We start from the raw sequence: 18,533 nt of genomic DNA, 5'->3' as shown, positions 1-18,533 counted from the left end.
CGCCACTGTCTCTCCGGCTCGCTCAGTGCACGAAGGTGTAGCTGCGCCACGGCGGGCCGCTCTCGGCGGCCACGTCGCTGAACCGGGTCGCCACATAGGCCGTCCCACGGCCGGTGCAGTCCCGGGTGGGGTAGAGGACGATGTCGACCAGCGTGCCGTTCTCGATCTCGCGGGCTCCGTCGGGGGCCAGCCGGTGGCAGCCGCGTACCGACGGGCTGTTCACCTGCACCACCGCCTCACGGTCGGTGTGGTACGTCACCGGGCCGACGGCGGTACGGCCGAGGCCGGAGCAGCCCGAGGCGGTGAGGGCGAGGAGCGAGGCGGCGGCGACGGCGCCGAGACGGCGTCGGCGGCGGGGATCGGGCGCGGTCACGGACATGGGCGGGTCCTCGTCTGCTCGTCCGGTGCTCGTCCGGCTCTCATCGGGTACGCCTCCCGGCCCTCATCGGCGCGCCGGGGCAGACGTGCTGGCGCTGGCCACCCTGCCCGCTCCGCACCGCCCCGGCATTTCGTGCGCGGCCGACCGGGCGAGCGGCAGGCCGTTCAGCTCCTCGCCCGCCCGTCACGGGGCGTAACCGGTGCCGGACCGGTCCCGAGCGCCCCGCATACCGCTCTGAGCTGCGGTGACGCGGCCGGGGGAGGGGTTGTCAGACCTCCCGCCTAGACTCGCAGAGTCAGCATGAACCGTGCCGGCCGGATCAGTGGAACAGGTGGGAGGGGGTGGCCGGAATGGCAGCACAAGAGGCTCGGGACGCACACGACCCGCGCGGTGGCGCGTCGCACACCGCGGACGTCGGCCGCCTGCTGCGCTGCGCCGCGGTCTTCCTGCCCGGCCCGGTCCCGCGCGACGGCCACATCGCCTTCTGGGACCCGCACGCGGTCGCCGACGCGGCCACGCGGGACGGGTCCTCCTTCGCCTACGCGGACGACGCCTACGCCGACGACCGGGCCCCGGCCGACACCGTGCCGTACAGCGCGTCCCAGCTCACCGTCGTCCGGCCGGACGGGCCCCCGGGCCGGGGCAAGCCCGGGGTCCGGAGCGTCGAGGTGCCCGCCGCGCTGCTCCCCGTGGCCGACGCGCTCCCCGTCCTCGTCCGCGCCCGGCACCAGGCGTCCGCCCACCCCGCCACCCGCTGCTGGGGCGCGGCCGCGCTCCACGCGCTCCACCTGGTCGCGCGCGGCAGGCTGCTGCCCGGACTCACGGCGGACGGCCACGACGCCTGGCGGGCGGGCCCGCGCGACGCCGAGGACGTCGCGCATCTGCGGGCCACCGCCGCCGCGATGCCCGTCGAGGGGTACGCGACACCGCTCCCGGAGCAGGCCCCGCCCCGGCTCCCCGACCCGGAGGCGCTGATCGGGTCCTTCCTGGACGCCGTCGCCGACACGCTCCCGCGCACCCCCGCCGCCGCCTTCGCGATGGGCGCGCCCTTCGCCGCCCGGGAGCCGCAGCACCTGCCGCACGCCGCCACCTGGGCCGTCGAGGTGGCCTCAGGCCTGGACGCGGGGGTACGGGTCTCCCTCCGCCTGGACCTCTCCGCCTACGAGCTGTTCGACACCGCCGACACCTACGCCGTCACGGCCGCCGGGGAGGACGCCGACCAGAACGGTTCGGAGCGCCCGGCGCACCCGGGCCGCGCGGCGCACCCGGACGATCCGGCGGTCCGCCACGCCGCCGCGGCCGTCGTGCAGGTGCACAGCCTCGCCGACCCGACGTATGTGGTCGACGCGGCCGCCCTCTGGCACGGCGCGGCGGGTGAGCCGTTCGGGCCGCGCGCCCGGGTCGACGCGGTGCTGGCGCTGCGCCGGGCCGCCCGGGTCTGGGCCCCGCTGGAACGGCTGCTGGACCAGCCCGCCCCCGATGTGCTCGCGATCACCGAGGACGAGCTGTACGAGCTGCTGAGCGACGCGGGGGCCCGGCTGGCGGCCGCCGGGGTCGAGGTGCACTGGCCCCGCGAGCTGGCCCGCTCGCTCACCGCCGCCGCCGTCGTGCGGCCCGCACCCGGATCGGCCACCGACGGCACCTCGTTCTTCGACGCCGAGCAGCTGTTCGCCTTCAACTGGCAGCTCTCCCTGGGCGACGAGCGGCTGACCGAAGCGGAGATGGACACCCTCGCCGAGGCCCACCGCCCGGTGGTGCGGCTGCGCGACCAGTGGGTGGTCGTCGACCCCGCCCTCGTACGGAAGGCGCGCAAGCGGGAGCTGGGGCTGCTGGACCCGGTGGACGCGCTGGCCGTCGCCCTCACCGGGTCCGCCGAGGTGGACGGGGAGCAGGTCGAGGCCGTCCCCGCCGGAGCCCTCGCCGCACTCCGTACGCGGATCCTCGCCGACGACACCCCCATCGCCCCGCCGCCCGGCCTCGACGCGACCCTGCGCGACTACCAACTGCGCGGCCTGGCCTGGCTGGACCGGATGACCTCGCTCGGGCTCGGCGGCTGCCTCGCCGACGACATGGGCCTCGGCAAGACGATCACCCTGATCGCCCTCCACCTGCACCGCGCGCAGCAGGCCCCCACCCTGGTCGTCTGCCCCGCCTCCCTCCTCGGCAACTGGCACCGGGAGATCAACCGCTTCGCCCCCGGCGTCCCGGTCCGCCGCTTCCACGGCACCGACCGGACCCTGGGCGAGCCGGACGGGGGCTTCGTCCTCACCACGTACGGCACCATGCGCTCCAGCGCGCCCCAACTCGCCGCGCACACCTGGGGTCTGGTCGTCGCCGACGAGGCGCAGCACGTCAAGAACCCGCACTCCTCCACCGCGAAGGCCCTGCGCACCATCCCCGCCCCGGCCAGGGTCGCCCTGACCGGCACCCCCGTGGAGAACAACCTCTCTGAGCTCTGGGCCCTCCTCGACTGGACGACCCCCGGACTGCTCGGCCCGCTCAAGGCGTTCCGGGCCCGGCACGCCCGGATCGTGGAGAACACCGGCACGGCCGCGGGCCTGGGCAACGAGGAGGCCGTCGAGCGGCTCGCCCGGCTGGTCCGCCCCTTCCTGCTCCGCCGCAAGAAGTCCGATCCCGGCATCGCCCCCGAGCTGCCGCCCAAGACGGAGACCGACCACCCCGTCTCCCTCACCCGGGAGCAGGCCACGCTCTACGAGGCGGCCGTGCGCGAGACGATGGCGCAGATCGAAGGGGCCGAGGGCATCGCCCGGCGCGGGCTGGTGATGAAGCTGCTGGCCGCGCTCAAGCAGATCTGCAACCACCCGGCGCAGTATCTGAAGGAGGAGCCCACCCGGCTCACCGGCCGCTCCGGCAAGCTCGCCCTGCTGGACGAGCTGCTGGACACGATCCTCTCCGAGGACAGCTCGGTCCTGATCTTCACCCAGTACGTGACGATGGCCAAGCTCCTCTCCGCGCACCTGGCCTCCCGGGCCATCCCCTCGCAGCTCCTCCACGGCGGTACGCCGGTGCCCGAGCGGGAGCGGATGGTGGACCGCTTCCAGTCCGCCGAGGTCCCCGTCTTCCTGCTCTCCCTCAAGGCCGCCGGGACCGGGCTGAACCTCACCCGGGCCGCCCATGTCATCCACTACGACCGCTGGTGGAACCCGGCCGTGGAGGAGCAGGCCACCGACCGGGCGTACCGCATCGGCCAGACCCAGCCCGTGCAGGTCCACCGCCTCATCGCCGAGGGCACGGTGGAGGACCGGATCGCCGAGCTGCTGGAGTCCAAGCGCGCCCTCGCCGACGCGGTCCTCTCCACGGGCGAGACCGCCCTCACCGAGCTGAGCGACCGCGATCTCGCCGACCTCGTCTCGCTGCGGAGGCCCGCATGAGCCCGCACATGAGCCCCCGGTCGACACCCGGTTCGCCGTCCCGTCCGGCACCCGGTCCGGCCTCGCGCCCCGCCCCGCGTTCGGCCCCCCGCGCCCGCCCCGGTCCCGACGATCTGCGGCGCACCTTCGAAGCGGTGCCCGCCCGCACCTCGCAGGAGGGCGAGCCCTTCGCCGACAGCTGGTGGGGCCGCGCCTGGGTGGCCGCGCTGGAGTCGCTGTCGATGGACGGGGCCCGGCTCGCCCGCGGCCGCGCGTACGCCGACGAGGGCAAGGTCGCCGCGATCACCGTCACCCCCGGCCGCGTGGTCGCCTATGTGCACGGCAGCCGCGCCCGCCCCTACCGCGCCGAGCTGCGGCTGCGCACCTTCGCCGACACCGGCTGGGACACCCTCCTCGACGCGGTCGCCGCCCACCCCGGCCATCTCTCCGCCCTGCTGGCGAAGGAGATGCCGCACTCCCTGGCCGACACCGCGCGGGAGGCGGACGTCCGGCTGCTGCCCGGCGACGACCTGGACCCGAGCTGTACGTGCCCCGACCACGGCCGGCCCTGCAAGCATGTCGCCGCCCTCTGCTACCAGACCGCACGGCTGCTGGACAGCGACCCGTTCGTCCTGCTGCTGATGCGGGGCCGGGGCGAGCGCGAGCTGCTGGACGAGCTGGGCCGCCGCAACGCCGTCCACACCGCCCGCGAGCGCCCCGCCGCCCCCGCTGTCCCGTCGGTCCCGGCGGCGGAAGCCCTCGCGGACCGCTACCTGCCGCCGCTCCCGGCGCCCCTCCCCGTACCGCCGTATCCGGGCCAGCCGCCGTCCTACCCGGACCTGCCGGGTGCGCGCGATCCGCTGGGCCTGGACCACCTCGCCACCGACGCCGCCACCCGCGCCCACGCCCTGCTGACGACGGGCCGCGATCCGCTCGCCGGGCTCACCCCCTGGCAGGACGCGGTCCGGATCGCCGCCTCCCGCCCGACCGCCGGGCTCACCGCCACCACCCGCGCGCTCTACCGCGAGCTGGCCCACGCCACCGGCCGCAACACCACCGACCTGGCCCGTGCGGTGGCGGCCTGGCGGCAGGGCGGCGCCGAGGGGCTCACGGTCCTGGAGACGCCCTGGGACCCTCCGGCGGGACCTTTCGACCGGGCCAGGCCCCTGCTGGCCGCCGCCGACTTCCCGCGCTTCACGCCCTGGCGCAACCACCTCACCCACCCGGCCGGCACGTTCCAGCTCCGCTTCGGCCACGACGCCCGCTGGTACGGCTACGAGTCCGACCCCGGCGCCGACGACTGGTGGCCCCGCGCCACCCCGGACCCCGACCCGGTCGCCGCGCTCGAAGCCCTGCTGGCCGGCGACACGGACACGGCGGCCCTTGACGAAACCGACCCGTCGTACGTCCGGTGACATCCGGAGACGCCCGGTGACACCTGCGTACGGTAAAACCCTTGGCCACAGCCCAGTTGGCGCTGTTAGCGTCCTCGACGTGGCGAAACTCAATCAGATCATCGCAGTGGAGAAGGGCGTCAAGTCCAAGGCGCACCAGGACCTGACGGCAGCACACCACGGCCTCCAGAAGGCCGGACTGCTGGCCGGTATCTCCCGGACCTACCAGCCCAAGGACGAGGAGGGCGAGCAGCTTCCGCCCGAGTCGACGCTGGTCCAGGTCAAGGCCGAGGACGTGCTGCGGGACACCGCCGCCACGCTCACCCGGCTCTTCGATGTGACCGCCACGAAGGACTGGGCGAACTGCTCGGCCCGGGCCGATGTGAAGGTCGACGGCCGGGTGCTGGTGGCCGAGGTGCCGGTGTCGTATCTGCTCTTCCTGGAGAAGCAGCTGACCGACCTCAACACCTTCATCCGCAAGCTGCCGGTGCTGGACGCCGCCGAGGCCTGGGTGCAGGACCCGTCCACCGACTCCTGGAAGACCGAGCCGGTCCGGACCCTCCGTACGAAGAAGGTGCCCCGCAACCATGTGAAGGCGGAGGCCACCGAGAAGCACCCGGCGCAGGTCGAGGTGTACTACGAGGACATCCCGATCGGTTACTGGACGACGGTCAAGTTCTCCGGGGCGCTGCCCGCGCGACGCGTCAACGAGCTGCTGGACCGGGTCGAGAAGCTCCAGCAGGCCGTGAAGTTCGCCCGCGAGGAGGCCAACGGCGTCGAGGTCACCGACCAGCGGGTGGGTGATGCGGTATTCGGTTACCTCTTCGGGTGACCGGCCTCGGTCATCTCTTCGGGTGACCGACCATGGATTCCCCGGCCGCCGATCAAGGGGGCCGGGGTGCGCGAGGAGCGCAAGCTGAAACTGAAGCTTGTCGTGAAGGCGCGGTTCCAGTGGAGGTTCGACTCCTCCCTCCGGCACGGGCCGGAGTAGCCCAAGCAGGCAGAGGCAGACCGCCGTCAATCTCAGACTCTTGCTCCAGACTCAGCATTCGCCGCCGATCGCCGGATCGAACGGGCCCGGGCCCGCGCGCGTCGAGATGCCGGTTCAAGTCCGGCCCGCAGAGCTCCGATCTGCGGTGGTCCAAAGGCAGGACGCGACGACATCATGACTGACCCGGACCCTTAAACGTGCCGGCGTGCAAGATGGGTGGCACTCTCAGGGCCCGGAGGCCGGCTACGCCTCCGGGCCCGCTCCCGTTTCCGGGACCGGCGGGCCCGTTCCGGTTCCCGGCCGACCCGCCGCTCCCGCTCCCGCTCCCGCTTCCGGAGGTTCCGGTTCCGAGGGCGGGTGCGTCACACCAGCGAGACGCCCCGCCCCGCGAAGAAGCGCTCGAACTCCGTCAGCGGCAGCACGGCCGACCGCGTCCCGGCATCCGTCCCCGACGGGTTGTGGAAGTGCAGACCGGACCCGTCGGCCGTCCGTGCCGTCACCAGCACCAGATGTCCGCCCCGCCCCGGAGCAGGCAGCTCCGGATGCCGGATCCCGTAGTGGACGGAGGCCAGCACCGTCCGGCCCGCGTCCAGCAGTGCGGGGATCCCGTCCACCTCCAGGTGCCGGTGGACCGTGGCCTCGCGCCCGTACACCTCGCTGACGTACTCCGCGAAGGGCGCGTAGACCAGGCCCCGGATCACCCCGTCCACGTCCTCCGTGTACGCCCCGTACTTCAGCGCCCCGTCCCGCAGTTCGAACAGCGAGGGCGCGTCGGAGCCCAGCGCCATGCGCAGGCAGGTCATACCGCACAGATGACCCGCCCAGCGCGCGTACTCCTCGCGCGAACCCGCCCCCGACTCCGCCCAGCCCGGGTCCTCGACCGGATCCAGCCCGCCCTCTACGATCGCCCCCACCAGCTCCGGCGTGGCGAACTGGGTGTGGACGGGGACGGAGCAGAGGGCACAGGTCACTGGCGGTATCCGTTCAGGAAGCGGCCGATGCGGCTGATCGCCGCGTCGAGGTCGTCGGCGTACGGGAGGGTCAGGATGCGGAAGTGGTCCGGGCGCGGCCAGCTGAAGCCCGTGCCCTGCACCACCTGGATCTTCTCCCGCAACAGCAGGTCCAGCACGAACTTCTCGTCGTCGACGATCGGGTGCACCTTCGGATCGATGCGCGGGAACGCGTACAGCGCGCCCTTCGGCTTCACGCACGAGACCCCGGGGATCTCGTTCAGCCGCTCCCAGGCACGGTCCCGCTGCTCGTGCAGCCTGCCGCCCGGCGCCACCAGCTCCCGGATGGACTGCCGCCCGCCGAGCGCGGCCTGAATGGCGTACTGGGCAGGGGCGTTGGGGCACAGCCGCATGGAGGCCAGCATGGTGAGGCCCTCCAGATAGTTGCGGGCGTGCTGCTGCGGACCGGAGACCACCATCCAGCCGGAGCGGAAGCCTGCCACCCGGTACGTCTTCGAGAGCCCGCTGAAGGTGAGGCAGACCAGGTCGGGGGCGAGGACGGCGGCGCTGTGGTGCTCGGCCCCGTCGTACAGGATCTGGTCGTAGATCTCGTCGGCGAAGACCATCAGCCCGTGCCGGCGCGCGAGATCGAGGATGCCCTCCAGGATCTCGCGCGGATAGACCGCGCCGGTGGGGTTGTTCGGGTTGATGATCACGACGGCCTTGGTCCGGTCGGTGATCTTGGCGGCCATGTCGGCGAGATCCGGGTTCCAGTCGGATTCCTCGTCGCAGATGTAGTGCACGGCCTTGCCGCCCGCGAGCGTGGTGACCGCCGTCCAGAGCGGGAAGTCCGGAGCGGGGATCAGCACCTCGTCGCCGTCCTCCAGCAGCGCCTGCACGGCCATGGAGATCAGCTCGGAGACCCCGTTGCCGAGGAAGATGTCGTCGACACCGACCTCGGTGAGCCCCATGGCCTGGTAGCGCTGGGCCACCGCCCGCCGGGCGGAGAGGATGCCGCGCGAATCGGTGTAGCCGTGCGCCTGGGGCAGCATCCGGATCATGTCCTGGACGATCTCCTCCGGCGCCTCGAAGCCGAAGAGCGCCGGGTTGCCCGTGTTGAGCCGGAGCACGCTGTGGCCCGCCTCCTCCAGGGCGTTGGCGTGCTCGATGACCGGCCCCCGGATCTCGTAACAGACCTCGTTGAGCTTGCTGGACTGCCGGAACTCCATGCGGTGCCTCCCCGAGCCGAACTGCGATACTTGGTTTTACCAAGTGAGAGCTTGGAAAGTCCAACAACATGTCTAGACTGCGTCGCATGCCACGTCAGCAGCCCGCCGCATCACGCCCCGTCAGACGCCGGAGCTACGACCAGTTCTGCGCCTCCGCCCGCGCCCTCGACTCCGTCGGCGACCGGTGGACGCTGCTGATCGTCCGCGAACTGCTCGCCGGACCCCGCCGCTACACCGACCTCCACGCCGACCTCCCGGGCGTCTCCACCGACGTCCTGGCCTCCCGCCTCAAGGACATGGAGCAGGGCGGCCTCGCCGTACGCCGCAGACTCCCGCCGCCCGCCGCCGCCTCGGTCTACGAGCTGACCGAGCGCGGCCACGGCCTGCTGCCGGTCCTCACCGCCCTCGCCGAGTGGGGAGCCCCGGCGCTCACCGAACGCCGCCCGACCGACGCCGTACGGGCCCACTGGTTCGCCCTGCCGCTGCTGCCCGCACTGACGGGGCTGACGCAGGAGGGCGTCCTCGAAGTGCGTCTGGACGAGGGGGAGTTCCATGTCCGTACGGGAGGGGGCGCGGCGATGGGGGCCGAGGGCGAGCCGTACGGGTTCGGCCCGGCGCCCCGGCCCGACGCCCGCATCACCCTCGACGCCGAACTCTGCCTGGAGCTGGGACGCGGCGGCGTGACCCTCGCGGAGGCGGTCAAGGACGGGCGGATCGAGGTGACGGGGGAAGGACCGCTCGCCACCGAGCTGCGGGGCGAGTGAGGCGCCGGTCGTCACCTCCACAGGGCGCGTCTCCCGGGATGGATGATGGAGGCGTGCGACTCGAAGCGATCACCTGGGAACGGCTGGCCGGCGAGCTGGCCCGGCACAGCGACGGCCTGACCGCCGCCGACGGAGCCCCCTGGCTCACCCTCGGCATCGACGGCGCCCCGGCCGCCCGCACCGGTGACCTGGCCGAACGCCTCGCCGATGAGCTGAGGCTGCGCGGCCGGTCGGTGCTCGTGGTCCCCACCGAGGGGTTCCTGCGCCCGGCGAGCCTGCGCTTCGAGTACGGGAAGGAGGACCCGGACTCGTACGTCGACAGCTGGTTCGACACGGGCGCGCTCTGGCGCGAGGTGTTCGGGCCACTGGAGGCGGGCGGCTCCGGGCGGGTGCTGCCCGATCTGTGGGACCCGGTCACCGACCGGGCGACGCGTACGCCGTACCACCCGCTGCCGGAGGGCGGGGTGGTGATCGTGCACGGGCCGCTGCTGCTGGGCCACTGGTTCCCGTTCGCGCTGAGCGTCCATGTGCGGCTCTCGCCGGGGGCGTTGCGGCGGCGCACGGCGGAGGGGGAGCGGTGGACGCTGCCCGCTTTCGCCCGGTACGAAGAGGAGGTGGCGCCCGCCGAGCAGGCGGACGTGGTCGTGCGCGCGGACGACCCGCTCCATCCGGCGTGGTCGGTGCTGGGCGGCTTCTAGGGGAGGGGCGGGCGGCCGCCCACCGTGGCCACCGCCTCGGCCCCGGTCCGGCAGCCCTCCGCCGCTGCGGCCTCGTCGTCCGCCCCGGCCAGCAGGGCCGCGAGGTACCCGCCGGTGAACGCGTCACCCGCGCCCGTCGAGTCGACCGGGTCGCGGACCGCCCGGGCACGGACCTGGCCCGTCACCGCACCCCCGGCGGCCAGCACCGCACCCCGGTCGCCGAGGGTGAGGGCGACCCGGGGAAACGCCCGGCTCAACTCGGCGGCCGCGTCAGCTGGTTCGCGCAGGCCCGTCAGCAGCCGGGCCTCGTCCGCGTTCGGCAGCAGCAGCTCGGCCCCCTCGGCGAACTCCAGGAACCGTTTCGGCCCCAGCTCCGCCAGGAACCCCGCCGACGCCGGATCCACGCTCACCGGAATGCCCCGTTCCCGGGCCGTCCGCAGGGCGAGCCGCGCCGTGGCGCGGCTGGTCGCGGCGAACAGGAGGTAGCCGGAGAGGTGCAGCCACCCCACGCCGTCCAGCATCGAGGGCGCGAAGTCCTCGGGGGCGAGCCGCAGCACGGCCCCGCTGTCGGTGAGGAACGTCCGCTCGGCGGCGGCGTCCACCAGGGAGATGACGGTCGCGGTCGCCACCTCCTCGTCCACCGCCAACAGTGCCCGCACCCCCGCCCGCTCCAGCGCGTCCCGGTGCCACTCGGCGGACTCGGCCCCGGCCCGGGCGAGCAGCGCCGCCTCCCGGCACCCCGAACGCACCGCCCAGCACGCCACGTTGGCGCCCGCGCCGCCCGGCACGCTCCGGATCCGGGCGGCGGTGTCCGTGCCGTGGACGAGCGGGGAGCCGTGGAGCGCCACGATGTCGGTGACCACGTCCCCGACCACGAGGAGCCCGCGCCCTCGCGCCGGGCCCGCCCCGGACACCGTACGGCCGTCGCCGCCGTACGCCGCCGGGTCGGCGCCGTTCACCGTACGGCTGCCACTGCGGCGATCCGTGCCGCGAGCCGCACGTTCCCGCGTACCGCCGCGAGGTTCGCCTCCAGCGACGCGCCCTCGGTCCGCCGCATCAGCTGGTCCAGCAGGAACGGGGTGACACCCTGCCCGGTGATCCCGCGCTCCCGGCACGCGTCGAGGGCCTCCGCGAGCACCCGGTCGTGCAGCGCGGGGTCCAACTGGTCCTGTTCCGGTACGGGATTGGCGACGATCAGCGCGGCTTCCGGGCCGCCCAGCGCCTCCTTCGCCCGCACCGCCTCGACCACCTCCTCCGGGCTGTTGACGGTCCAGTCGACCGGCTGGCCGGAGCTGCGCAGATAGAAGCCGGGGAAGTGGTCGGTGCCGTAACCGAGGATGCCCACCCCCAGGGTCTCCAGGCGCTGGAGCGTCGCCGGGACGTCGAGGATCGACTTCACGCCCGCGCAGACCACCGTGATCCCGGTGCGGGCGAGCAGCCGCAGATCGGCCGACTCGTCCTGGCTGTCGGCCCACTCCCGGTGTACGCCGCCGAGTCCGCCGGTGGCGAAGAAGCGCAGGCCCGCCCGAGCCGCCAGGAACGCGGTCGCGGAGACCGTCGTCGCTCCGCTCGCCCTGAGCGCGAGTGCGGGGGCGAGATCGCGGTGGCCCAGCTTCCGGACCGCCGGATCCCCGGCCACCCGCTCCAACTGGTCCTTCTCCAGCCCCACATGGGCCTGCCCGTCCAGGACGGCGATGGTGGCCGGGACCGCGCCGGCGGACCGGACGATCCCTTCCAGCTCGGTGGCCACCCGGAGGTTGCGGGGGCGCGGCAGCCCGTGCGCGATGATCGTCGACTCCAGGGCCACGACGGGGACCCCGCCCGCCAGGGCCGCGCGTACCTCGGTGGAGAGGACCGGCTCGTAGGAGGTGTCGGTGTTCTGTGGCATGCCCCCATCCCTGTCGCGGTCAGGAGGGCCGCAAACCACGGGAGGACGGGTTCCGGCCGGTCCTGGTGACGGGACGGCCGGAAGTGGTCGCTAGGGTGACCGCCCATGACGACAAATGACCAGGCCCCCGCCTCCTTCGCCGTGCACATCCCGGACGCCGACCTCGAACCGGAGCCCCTCGATCCGGCACAGATCGTCTCGGGCGAGCCCGTGGTGACGGGCAAGGTGCTGTGGGAGTCCCCCGACGGCAAGCAGGTGCGCGGGATCTGGCAGATCACCCCGGGCGTGGTCACCGACACCGAGGCGAACGAGCTGTTCGTGGTCGTCAGCGGGCGGGCCACCGTGGCGGTGGAGGGCGGCGCGACCCTGGAGATCGGGCCCGGGGACGCCTGTGTCCTGCGCGAGGGCGACCGGACGACCTGGACGGTCCACGAGACGCTCCGCAAGGCGTACCACATCAGCCTCTGAGGCTTGTGGGGCCTGCGGGACCCATGAGGTCTCAGAGGCTCGCGGGGCCTGTGGGGTCGGGCCTGCCGGGCCTGCGGGGTCTGGGGGGCCTGCATGGCCCGACGGCGTCAGGCTCCGGCGGCGGACGGCTTCATGCTCCGCCGCATCGCCAGCGCGGCCACCGGCAGCAACAGGGCGGCACCGATCGCGTTCAGTGGGCCGTACCCCCACTGGGCGACGATCACCCCGGCCGTCGCTCCGCCGATGCCCGCCGCCGCGTTCATGGTGAGGTCCGACAGGCCCTGCACCGCCGCCCGGGCGTCCTGCGGCACGGAGTCGGTGAGCAGCGCCGAACCGGCGATCATCCCCGCCGACCAGCCGAGGCCCAGCACGAACAGGCCCAGGGCGGTCTGGCCGTGCCGGGGCCCCGCGGTGCCCGCGAGCAGCGCGGCGCAGCTCAGCAGACCGACCGCGAGGCCGATCACGGAGAGCCGGCCGAAGCGGTCGGCCAGCCACCCCATCACCGGTGAGAACGCGTACATGCCCGCGATATGGCCGCTGATGACCAGCCCGATCAGCTGAAGACCGGCGCCGTGGCCGCCCAGATGGACCGGGGTCATGACCATGATCGACACCATCGCGGTGTGCGACACGGTGACGGTCCCCAGGGCCAGCTTGGCCATCGGCGACTCCCGTACGGCCGCGACCCCGGCGCGCAGCGACCGCTTCCGCCCGCTATGGGCGCCCTGCGGCGCCAGCGCACGCGCCGTGAGCAGCGGGTCCGGGCGCAGCAGGACGGCCACGATCACCCCGGCGAGCAGGAAGGCGACCGCGGACCAGAGGTAGGGGCCCGCGGTCTCGGGCACCGGGCTCCCGCGGAAGAGGCGGCCCGCCGGGGCCGCGATGTTGGGGCCCACCACGGAGCCGATGGTGGTGGCCCAGACGACGGTGGAGATCGCCCGGCCCCGCCGCTCCGGCCCGACCAGGTCGGCCGCCGCGAACCGGGCCTGGAGGTTGGCGGAGGACCCGGCGCCGAACGCGGCCATCCCGAGCAGCAACAGCGGGAAGCTGCGCGCCACCGTGCCGAGGACCACCAGGGCGCCGCCGAGCGCGCCGATCAGATAGGCGAGCACCAGGCCGGGGCGTCGGCCGCGCGAGGTCATCAGGGCGGCCAGCGGCAGCGACAGCAGCGCCGTACCGGCGACGGACGCGGTCGGGGCCAGCCCGGACAGGGCCTCGGAGCCGGTCACCTCGGTGGCCAGCATCGGGGCCAGGGCGATGCCTATGGCGACACCGAGGCCGCCGAGTATCTGGCTGACGACGAGCACGGCCGACGTGCGGCGCTGGAGCCCGGGCAGCGCGGCCGCCGTGACGGGGGGCGCGGCGGAGCGGGGGAGGGATGGTGTCACCGGCGCAGTGTGCCATCAGATGAACGGGGTGTTGCACCCGTACGGGTGAACCGGCCGCCGAAGCGTCCGGGAATCGCACCGGCTGCCGGTCACCGGCCGGAACAGGCGCCGGTCACCCTCCGGAGCAGGTGCCGGTAGCCGTCGGAACCCCCGCAGCTCACCCGCTGGAGCAGCCGTCGGCCACCCTCCGGAGCACCAGCCGCCGGTCGCCCGCCGGAACACGCCGGTCATCCGCCGGTCCCCCCCGCCGGAACGGTCGGCGGGCAGGCGCCGGCAGAGCTGCCGGAGGCCCCTCGACCGCCGCCGGACACGGCGCCCCCGGGACCGGACGTGGCGCCCCTAGAACAGCGGCTGCGGAAGCACCCCCTCCAGTGCCAGCAGCTGCCGCTTCGTCTCCAGCCCGCCCCCGAACCCGCCCAGGCCGCCGTCGCTCTCCACCACCCGGTGGCAGGGCACCACCACCGGCAGCGGGTTGGACCCCATGGCGGCCCCCACCGCCTGCGCCCCCTCCGGCCGGCCGACCCGCGCGGCCAGCTCCCCGTACCCGACGACCGTCCCGTAGGGCACCCCGGACTCCAGCTCGCGGAGCACCTCGCGGTGGAAGCCGGCCGTCAGCGACCAGTCCAGCTCCAGGCCGAAGTCCTGCCGCTCACCCGCGAAGTACGCCGCGAGCCTGCGTATCGGCTCGGCGAGCCGCGCCGAGCCGGGCGCCTCCACCGGCTCCGCGCCCAGCCGGTTCCGCAGCTGGGCGAGCGCCGCGTCCCGCACGTCGGGCCGGGCGTGGAAGGCCACGCTCACCAGACCGGCGGAGGTCGCGGCGAGCAGCAGCGGCCCGATGGCGCTCTCCACGACGGACCACTCGACGACCGGCTCTCCACCGGCCCCGTAGCTGTTCATGCCGTCCACGGTACGACCGGCCACTGACAACGACGGGCCCGTCGGCGGCAACCGACGGGCCGGCCCCTGCCTCCGCCGCGTCAGCGCGTGGCGTCGCGCACCACGTCGGGGTAGTTGGTGATGATGCCGTCGACGCCGTACGCGCGGGCCTTCGCCGCGTTGGCCGCGTCGTTGACCGTCCAGGTGTTCACCCGCAGCGGCTTGCCGTGCGGGCCCTTGAGCCGCTGCACGGCCGCCACGTAGTCGGCGCCGATCGTGGCGTACGAGGGGTTGATCTGGTCGGTGAACGCCGCGTACGAGGGGAGGTCGGCCACCGCCGGGGTGCCCAGGAAGCCGGTGGTGATGTCCGGGCGCAGGGCGTGCACCTGCTTGACGCTGTCGGCGCCGAAGCTCTGGATGACCAGCCGGTCCCGTACGTGCGTCCGGTCCAGCCACCCGGCCTGGCCGAGCACGCGCAGGATGTCCTTCTCGATGCCCGGGTAGGCCGCCGGGCTCTTGATCTCCAGGAGCAGCTTCTGCCGGTTGCGCTCCAGGCGGTCCACGAACTGGGTGAGCGTCGGCACCCGGGCCCCCGCGAACTGCTTCCCGAACCAGCTGCCCGCGTCCAGCTTCGCCACCTCGGCGGCGGTGAAGTCCTTGACCGCCCACGGCGCACGGCCGGGGAAGACCTCCTCGACGTTCGTCGTGCGCTTCAGGTCGGTGTCGTGCAGCACGACGAGCACGCCGTCCTTGGTGCGCTGGACATCGTTCTCCACCCAGTCGACGGAGAGCGCCTTCGCGGCATCCACGGCGGCGAGCGTGTTCTCCGGTGCGTAGCCCGACGCGCCCCGGTGGGCCACGACGACGGGGCCCGCCGACCGGTCCGGGGTCCAGGCGGTCGTCTCCTGCGGCTGGGCGGCGGGCAGCAGCAGGGCGCCGGCGCCGAGTACGGCCGCGGCGGCGGTGGAGGCGGTTGCGGTGCGTACGAACACGGGGACTCCTCGTATCGGAGTGTGCGGACACGACGAGACTGGCAGCGGTCCACCAACACCGGGCGGGGCGGCGATGGCCGCGGAATGAACGGAATCCGCGCCACCGGAGTGGCCCGGGATACACGCCGGGGGGCCGGGAGCACCGTCCCGTGCCGATAAAATGTGTTCTTTACATATGCCTGTCGGACCCTGGGGGATCCCCCTCGAACCCGGGCTTTCTCGAAGGGCGTGCAGGCGTGCAGGGAACGGTTGAAGGATTCACCCATGGCCCGGTGATCCCGGTCCTGGCTTTCCTCGTGGCCTGCCTGGGGGCCGCTCTCGGACTCCGCTTCACCGTCAGGTCTCCCCGCACGGCACGCTCCTTCAGGACCGGCCGGCTGGCGCTCGGTGCGCTGTCCATCGGCTCAGGGATCTGGACCATGCACTACGTGGCGATGACGGGCTTCACCGTCGTGGAGGCACCGCTCTCCCACGACAAACCCCATGTCATCGCCGGTCTGGCCGTGGCCGTCGTGATGGCCGGCGTCGGCCTCTTCATTGTCGGGTACCGGGGCGCGACCCGCATGGCGTTGATCACCGGCGGCGCCCTCACCGGCCTCGGCATCGCCTCCACGCACTACCTGGGGATGGCGGGCATCCGCTTCGGGGGGCACTTCACCTACGAGACCCCCCTCGTCGTCCTCTCGGTCCTGATCGCCGCGACCGCCGCCACGGCCGCGCTCCGGGCCGCCCTCTCCCCCCGTGCCCTCCTCTCGGGGCTGGGCGCGGGCGCCATGATGGCCGTCGCGGTGACCGGGATGCACTACACCGGGATGGCCGCGCTCGGTGTGCACCTGCACCCCTCCGCGCCCGGAGCCACCTCCGGCCACCTCCCTCCGGACTGATCGCTTCCGCCGCCCCCCCCGGCCGCCGGACGGCCCGCGCGGCGCCGATCCGAGGCCGTTGTCAGTGGGTGGCCGTACGGTGGTTGCATGCGGCCCGTTTCCAAGATCGAACGTTCGGTGGCGCCCTTCGAGGTCGTCAGTCCCTACCAGCCCAGCGGCGACCAGCCGGCGGCCATCGCCGAACTGGAGCGGCGCATCCGCGCAGGTGAGAAGGATGTCGTCCTGCTCGGCGCGACCGGCACCGGCAAGTCGGCGACCACCGCCTGGATGATCGAGAAGCTGCAACGCCCCACCCTGGTGATGGCGCCGAACAAGACGCTCGCCGCCCAGCTGGCCAACGAGTTCCGCGAACTCCTGCCGAACAACGCGGTGGAGTATTTCGTCTCGTACTACGACTACTACCAGCCCGAGGCGTACGTCCCGCAGTCGGACACCTACATCGAGAAGGACTCCTCCATCAACGAGGAGGTGGAGCGGCTGCGCCATTCGGCGACGAACTCGCTGCTCACCCGGCGCGACGTCGTCGTGGTCGCCTCCGTCTCCTGCATCTACGGCCTCGGTACGCCCCAGGAGTACGTGGACCGCATGGTCCAGCTCAAGGTCGGCGAGGAGACCGACCGCGACCAGCTGCTGCGCCGGTTCGTGGAGATGCAGTACACGCGCAACGACCTCGCGTTCACCCGCGGCACCTTCCGGGTCCGGGGCGACACCATCGAGATCTTCCCGGTCTACGAGGAGCTCGCCGTCCGCATCGAGATGTTCGGCGACGAGATCGAGGCCCTCTCCACCCTGCACCCGCTGACCGGCGAGGTGATCAGCGAGGACCAGTCGCTGTACGTCTTCCCCGCCAGCCACTATGTGGCCGGGCCCGAGCGGCTGGAGCGGGCCGTCCGGGGCATCGAGGAGGAGCTCCAGGAGCGCCTGTCCGAGCTGGAGAAGCAGGGCAAGATGCTGGAGGCCCAGCGGCTGCGGATGCGCACCACGTACGACATCGAGATGCTCCGCCAGATCGGCAGCTGCTCCGGCGTCGAGAACTACTCGATGCACTTCGACGAGCGCGCCCCCGGCACCGCGCCCAACACCCTCCTCGACTACTTCCCCGAGGACTTCCTGCTCGTCCTGGACGAGTCCCACGTCACCGTGCCGCAGATCGGCGCGATGTACGAGGGCGACGCCTCCCGCAAGCGGACCCTCGTCGACCACGGCTTCCGGCTGCCGTCCGCGATGGACAACCGCCCGCTGAAGTGGGAGGAGTTCCTGAAGCGGATCGACCAGACGGTCTACCTCTCCGCCACCCCGGGGAAGTACGAGCTCTCGCGCGGCGACGGCTTCGTGGAGCAGATCATCCGCCCCACCGGCCTGGTCGACCCCGAGATCGTCGTCAAGCCCACCGAGGGCCAGATCGACGACCTGGTGCACGAGATCCGCAAGCGCACCGAGCGCGACGAGCGGGTCCTGGTCACCACCCTCACCAAGAAGATGTCGGAGGACCTCACCGACTACTTCCTGGAGCTCGGCATCCAGGTCAGGTATCTGCACAGCGACGTCGACACCCTGCGCCGCATCGAGTTGCTGCGCGAGCTGCGCTCCGGTGAGTACGACGTCCTGGTCGGCATCAACCTGCTCCGTGAGGGCCTCGACCTCCCCGAGGTCTCCCTCGTGGCCATCCTCGACGCCGACAAGCAGGGCTTCCTGCGCTCGGGCACCTCGCTCATCCAGACCATCGGACGCGCCGCGCGAAACGTCTCCGGCCAGGTCCATATGTACGCGGACAAGGTGACCCCGGCGATGGCGCAGGCCATCGACGAGACCAACCGCCGCCGTGAGAAGCAGATCGCCTACAACACCGAGCGCGGCCTCGACCCGCAGCCGCTGCGCAAGAAGATCAACGACATCGTCGCGACCATCGCCCGCGAGGAGATCGACACCGAGCAGCTCCTCGGCACCGGCTACCGCCAGGGCAAGGAGGCCAAGACCCCCGTGCCTACCCTCGGGGTGAAGGCGGCCAAGGGGGGCGCGAAGGGCCGGGGAGCGTCGCCCGGCGCGGTCGTCAGCGACCGCCCCGCGACCGAACTGGCCGGAATCATCGAGGAGATGACCGACCGGATGCGCGCTGCCGCCGCCGACCTTCAGTTCGAGGTGGCCGCCCGGCTGCGCGACGAGGTGGGCGAGTTGAAGAAGGAGCTGCGCCAGATGAAGGAGGCGGGCCTCGCCTGAGGCCCGGCACACCGGGCGAGCCGCGATCGCCGCGCGCCCGGTGT

At 73.1% G+C, this 18,533-nt stretch carries 15 protein-coding genes and 2 pseudogenes; 9 read left to right on the top strand and 8 right to left on the bottom strand.

Features of this window, described 5'->3' with window-relative positions:
- Positions 1-22 precede the first annotated feature (22 nt).
- On the bottom strand, positions 23-379 hold the full coding sequence (locus GTY67_RS06370; RefSeq protein WP_093686395.1) for a hypothetical protein: 357 nt from the start codon (positions 377-379) through the stop codon (positions 23-25).
- 350 nt (positions 380-729) lie between these two features.
- On the opposite strand from GTY67_RS06370, the gene GTY67_RS06365 reads away from it, so the two are divergent.
- From GTY67_RS06365 to GTY67_RS06350, 4 genes and pseudogenes are all read left to right on the top strand, one after another.
- Positions 730-3,771: a DEAD/DEAH box helicase gene (locus tag GTY67_RS06365; protein ID WP_161278052.1), complete on the top strand. Its 3,042-nt coding sequence runs from the start codon at positions 730-732 to the stop codon at positions 3,769-3,771.
- Positions 3,768-5,165 (top strand): SWIM zinc finger family protein, encoded by a 1,398-nt coding sequence (locus GTY67_RS06360; protein WP_161278051.1) that lies wholly within the window; start codon positions 3,768-3,770, stop codon positions 5,163-5,165. The genes GTY67_RS06365 and GTY67_RS06360 overlap by 4 nt, the downstream gene beginning before the upstream one ends.
- A 79-nt stretch (positions 5,166-5,244) precedes the next feature.
- Complete coding sequence (locus tag GTY67_RS06355; protein ID WP_093686398.1) at positions 5,245-5,976, top strand: hypothetical protein; 732 nt, start codon at positions 5,245-5,247, stop codon at positions 5,974-5,976.
- Positions 5,977-6,036: 60 nt separating this feature from the next.
- Positions 6,037-6,122, top strand: a pseudogene (locus GTY67_RS06350).
- A 375-nt stretch (positions 6,123-6,497) separates the two neighbouring features.
- Here GTY67_RS06350 and GTY67_RS06345 read toward each other — a convergent pair.
- Positions 6,498-7,106, bottom strand: a complete 609-nt coding sequence (locus GTY67_RS06345) for a peptidase (RefSeq protein ID WP_161278050.1) — start codon at positions 7,104-7,106, stop codon at positions 6,498-6,500.
- Complete coding sequence (locus GTY67_RS06340; RefSeq protein WP_093686401.1) at positions 7,103-8,314, bottom strand: pyridoxal phosphate-dependent aminotransferase; 1,212 nt, start codon at positions 8,312-8,314, stop codon at positions 7,103-7,105. The genes GTY67_RS06345 and GTY67_RS06340 overlap by 4 nt, the downstream gene beginning before the upstream one ends.
- 86 nt (positions 8,315-8,400) lie before the next feature.
- On the opposite strand from GTY67_RS06340, the gene GTY67_RS06335 reads away from it, so the two are divergent.
- Positions 8,401-9,078 carry a helix-turn-helix domain-containing protein gene (locus GTY67_RS06335; RefSeq protein WP_237502557.1) on the top strand — a complete coding sequence of 226 codons (678 nt, stop codon included), beginning with the start codon at positions 8,401-8,403 and terminating at the stop codon, positions 9,076-9,078.
- A 53-nt stretch (positions 9,079-9,131) separates the two neighbouring features.
- Entirely contained in the window at positions 9,132-9,776 is a 645-nt protein-coding gene (locus GTY67_RS06330; protein WP_161278049.1) for a uridine kinase, read from the top strand.
- On the opposite strand, the gene GTY67_RS06325 is transcribed toward GTY67_RS06330, so the two are convergent.
- Positions 9,773-10,690 carry a PfkB family carbohydrate kinase gene (locus GTY67_RS06325; protein ID WP_161279968.1) on the bottom strand — a complete coding sequence of 306 codons (918 nt, stop codon included), beginning with the start codon at positions 10,688-10,690 and terminating at the stop codon, positions 9,773-9,775. The two genes, GTY67_RS06330 and GTY67_RS06325, sit on opposite strands and share 4 nt — an antisense overlap.
- Before the next feature lie 41 nt (positions 10,691-10,731).
- On the bottom strand, positions 10,732-11,664 hold the full coding sequence (locus GTY67_RS06320; RefSeq protein ID WP_161278048.1) for a pseudouridine-5'-phosphate glycosidase: 933 nt from the start codon (positions 11,662-11,664) through the stop codon (positions 10,732-10,734).
- 105 nt (positions 11,665-11,769) lie between these two features.
- Here GTY67_RS06320 and GTY67_RS06315 point away from each other — a divergent pair, with 105 nt between their 5' ends.
- Positions 11,770-12,132, top strand: a complete 363-nt coding sequence (locus GTY67_RS06315) for a cupin domain-containing protein (protein ID WP_093686405.1) — start codon at positions 11,770-11,772, stop codon at positions 12,130-12,132.
- A 107-nt stretch (positions 12,133-12,239) separates the two neighbouring features.
- Here GTY67_RS06315 and GTY67_RS06310 read toward each other — a convergent pair whose 3' ends face one another.
- The 3 genes from GTY67_RS06310 to GTY67_RS06300 form a co-directional block, all read right to left on the bottom strand.
- Positions 12,240-13,439 (bottom strand): MFS transporter, encoded by a 1,200-nt coding sequence (locus GTY67_RS06310; protein WP_343238743.1) that lies wholly within the window; start codon positions 13,437-13,439, stop codon positions 12,240-12,242.
- A gap of 420 nt (positions 13,440-13,859) precedes the next feature.
- Positions 13,860-14,417, bottom strand: coding sequence for a methylated-DNA--[protein]-cysteine S-methyltransferase (locus GTY67_RS06305; RefSeq protein ID WP_161278046.1), 558 nt, complete (start codon positions 14,415-14,417; stop codon positions 13,860-13,862).
- A gap of 80 nt (positions 14,418-14,497) precedes the next feature.
- Entirely contained in the window at positions 14,498-15,388 is an 891-nt protein-coding gene (locus GTY67_RS06300) for a glycerophosphodiester phosphodiesterase family protein (protein WP_093686408.1), read from the bottom strand.
- Between the two features lie 236 nt (positions 15,389-15,624).
- Between GTY67_RS06300 and GTY67_RS06295 the strand changes: the two are divergent.
- Positions 15,625-16,239 (top strand): annotated as a pseudogene (locus tag GTY67_RS06295) (MHYT domain-containing protein); the annotation flags it as partial.
- Between the two features lie 120 nt (positions 16,240-16,359).
- Positions 16,360-18,489 (top strand): excinuclease ABC subunit UvrB, encoded by a 2,130-nt coding sequence (gene uvrB, locus GTY67_RS06290; RefSeq protein WP_161278045.1) that lies wholly within the window; start codon positions 16,360-16,362, stop codon positions 18,487-18,489.
- Positions 18,490-18,533: the final 44 nt, after the last annotated feature.

Source organism: Streptomyces sp. SID8374 (assembly GCF_009865135.1).
Classification (GTDB): Bacteria; Actinomycetota; Actinomycetes; order Streptomycetales; family Streptomycetaceae; genus Streptomyces.
The sequence above is the reverse complement of the archived record's forward strand: the minus strand, read 5'-3'. Positions and strand labels throughout refer to the sequence as shown.

Bases quoted from the DNA above. Each gene is read 5' to 3' on its own strand.
- GTY67_RS06360 (WP_161278051.1), top strand. From the start codon at position 3,768: ATGAGCCCGCACATGAGCCCCCGGTCGACACCCGGTTCGCCGTCCCGT.
- GTY67_RS06315 (WP_093686405.1), top strand. From the start codon at position 11,770: ATGACGACAAATGACCAGGCCCCCGCCTCCTTCGCCGTGCACATCCCG.
- uvrB (WP_161278045.1), top strand. From the start codon at position 16,360: ATGCGGCCCGTTTCCAAGATCGAACGTTCGGTGGCGCCCTTCGAGGTC.
- GTY67_RS06340 (WP_093686401.1), bottom strand. From the start codon at position 8,314: ATGGAGTTCCGGCAGTCCAGCAAGCTCAACGAGGTCTGTTACGAGATC.
- GTY67_RS06320 (WP_161278048.1), bottom strand. From the start codon at position 11,664: ATGCCACAGAACACCGACACCTCCTACGAGCCGGTCCTCTCCACCGAG.
- GTY67_RS06365 (WP_161278052.1), top strand. From the start codon at position 730: ATGGCAGCACAAGAGGCTCGGGACGCACACGACCCGCGCGGTGGCGCG.
- GTY67_RS06305 (WP_161278046.1), bottom strand. From the start codon at position 14,417: ATGAACAGCTACGGGGCCGGTGGAGAGCCGGTCGTCGAGTGGTCCGTC.
- GTY67_RS06370 (WP_093686395.1), bottom strand. From the start codon at position 379: ATGTCCGTGACCGCGCCCGATCCCCGCCGCCGACGCCGTCTCGGCGCC.
- GTY67_RS06335 (WP_237502557.1), top strand. From the start codon at position 8,401: ATGCCACGTCAGCAGCCCGCCGCATCACGCCCCGTCAGACGCCGGAGC.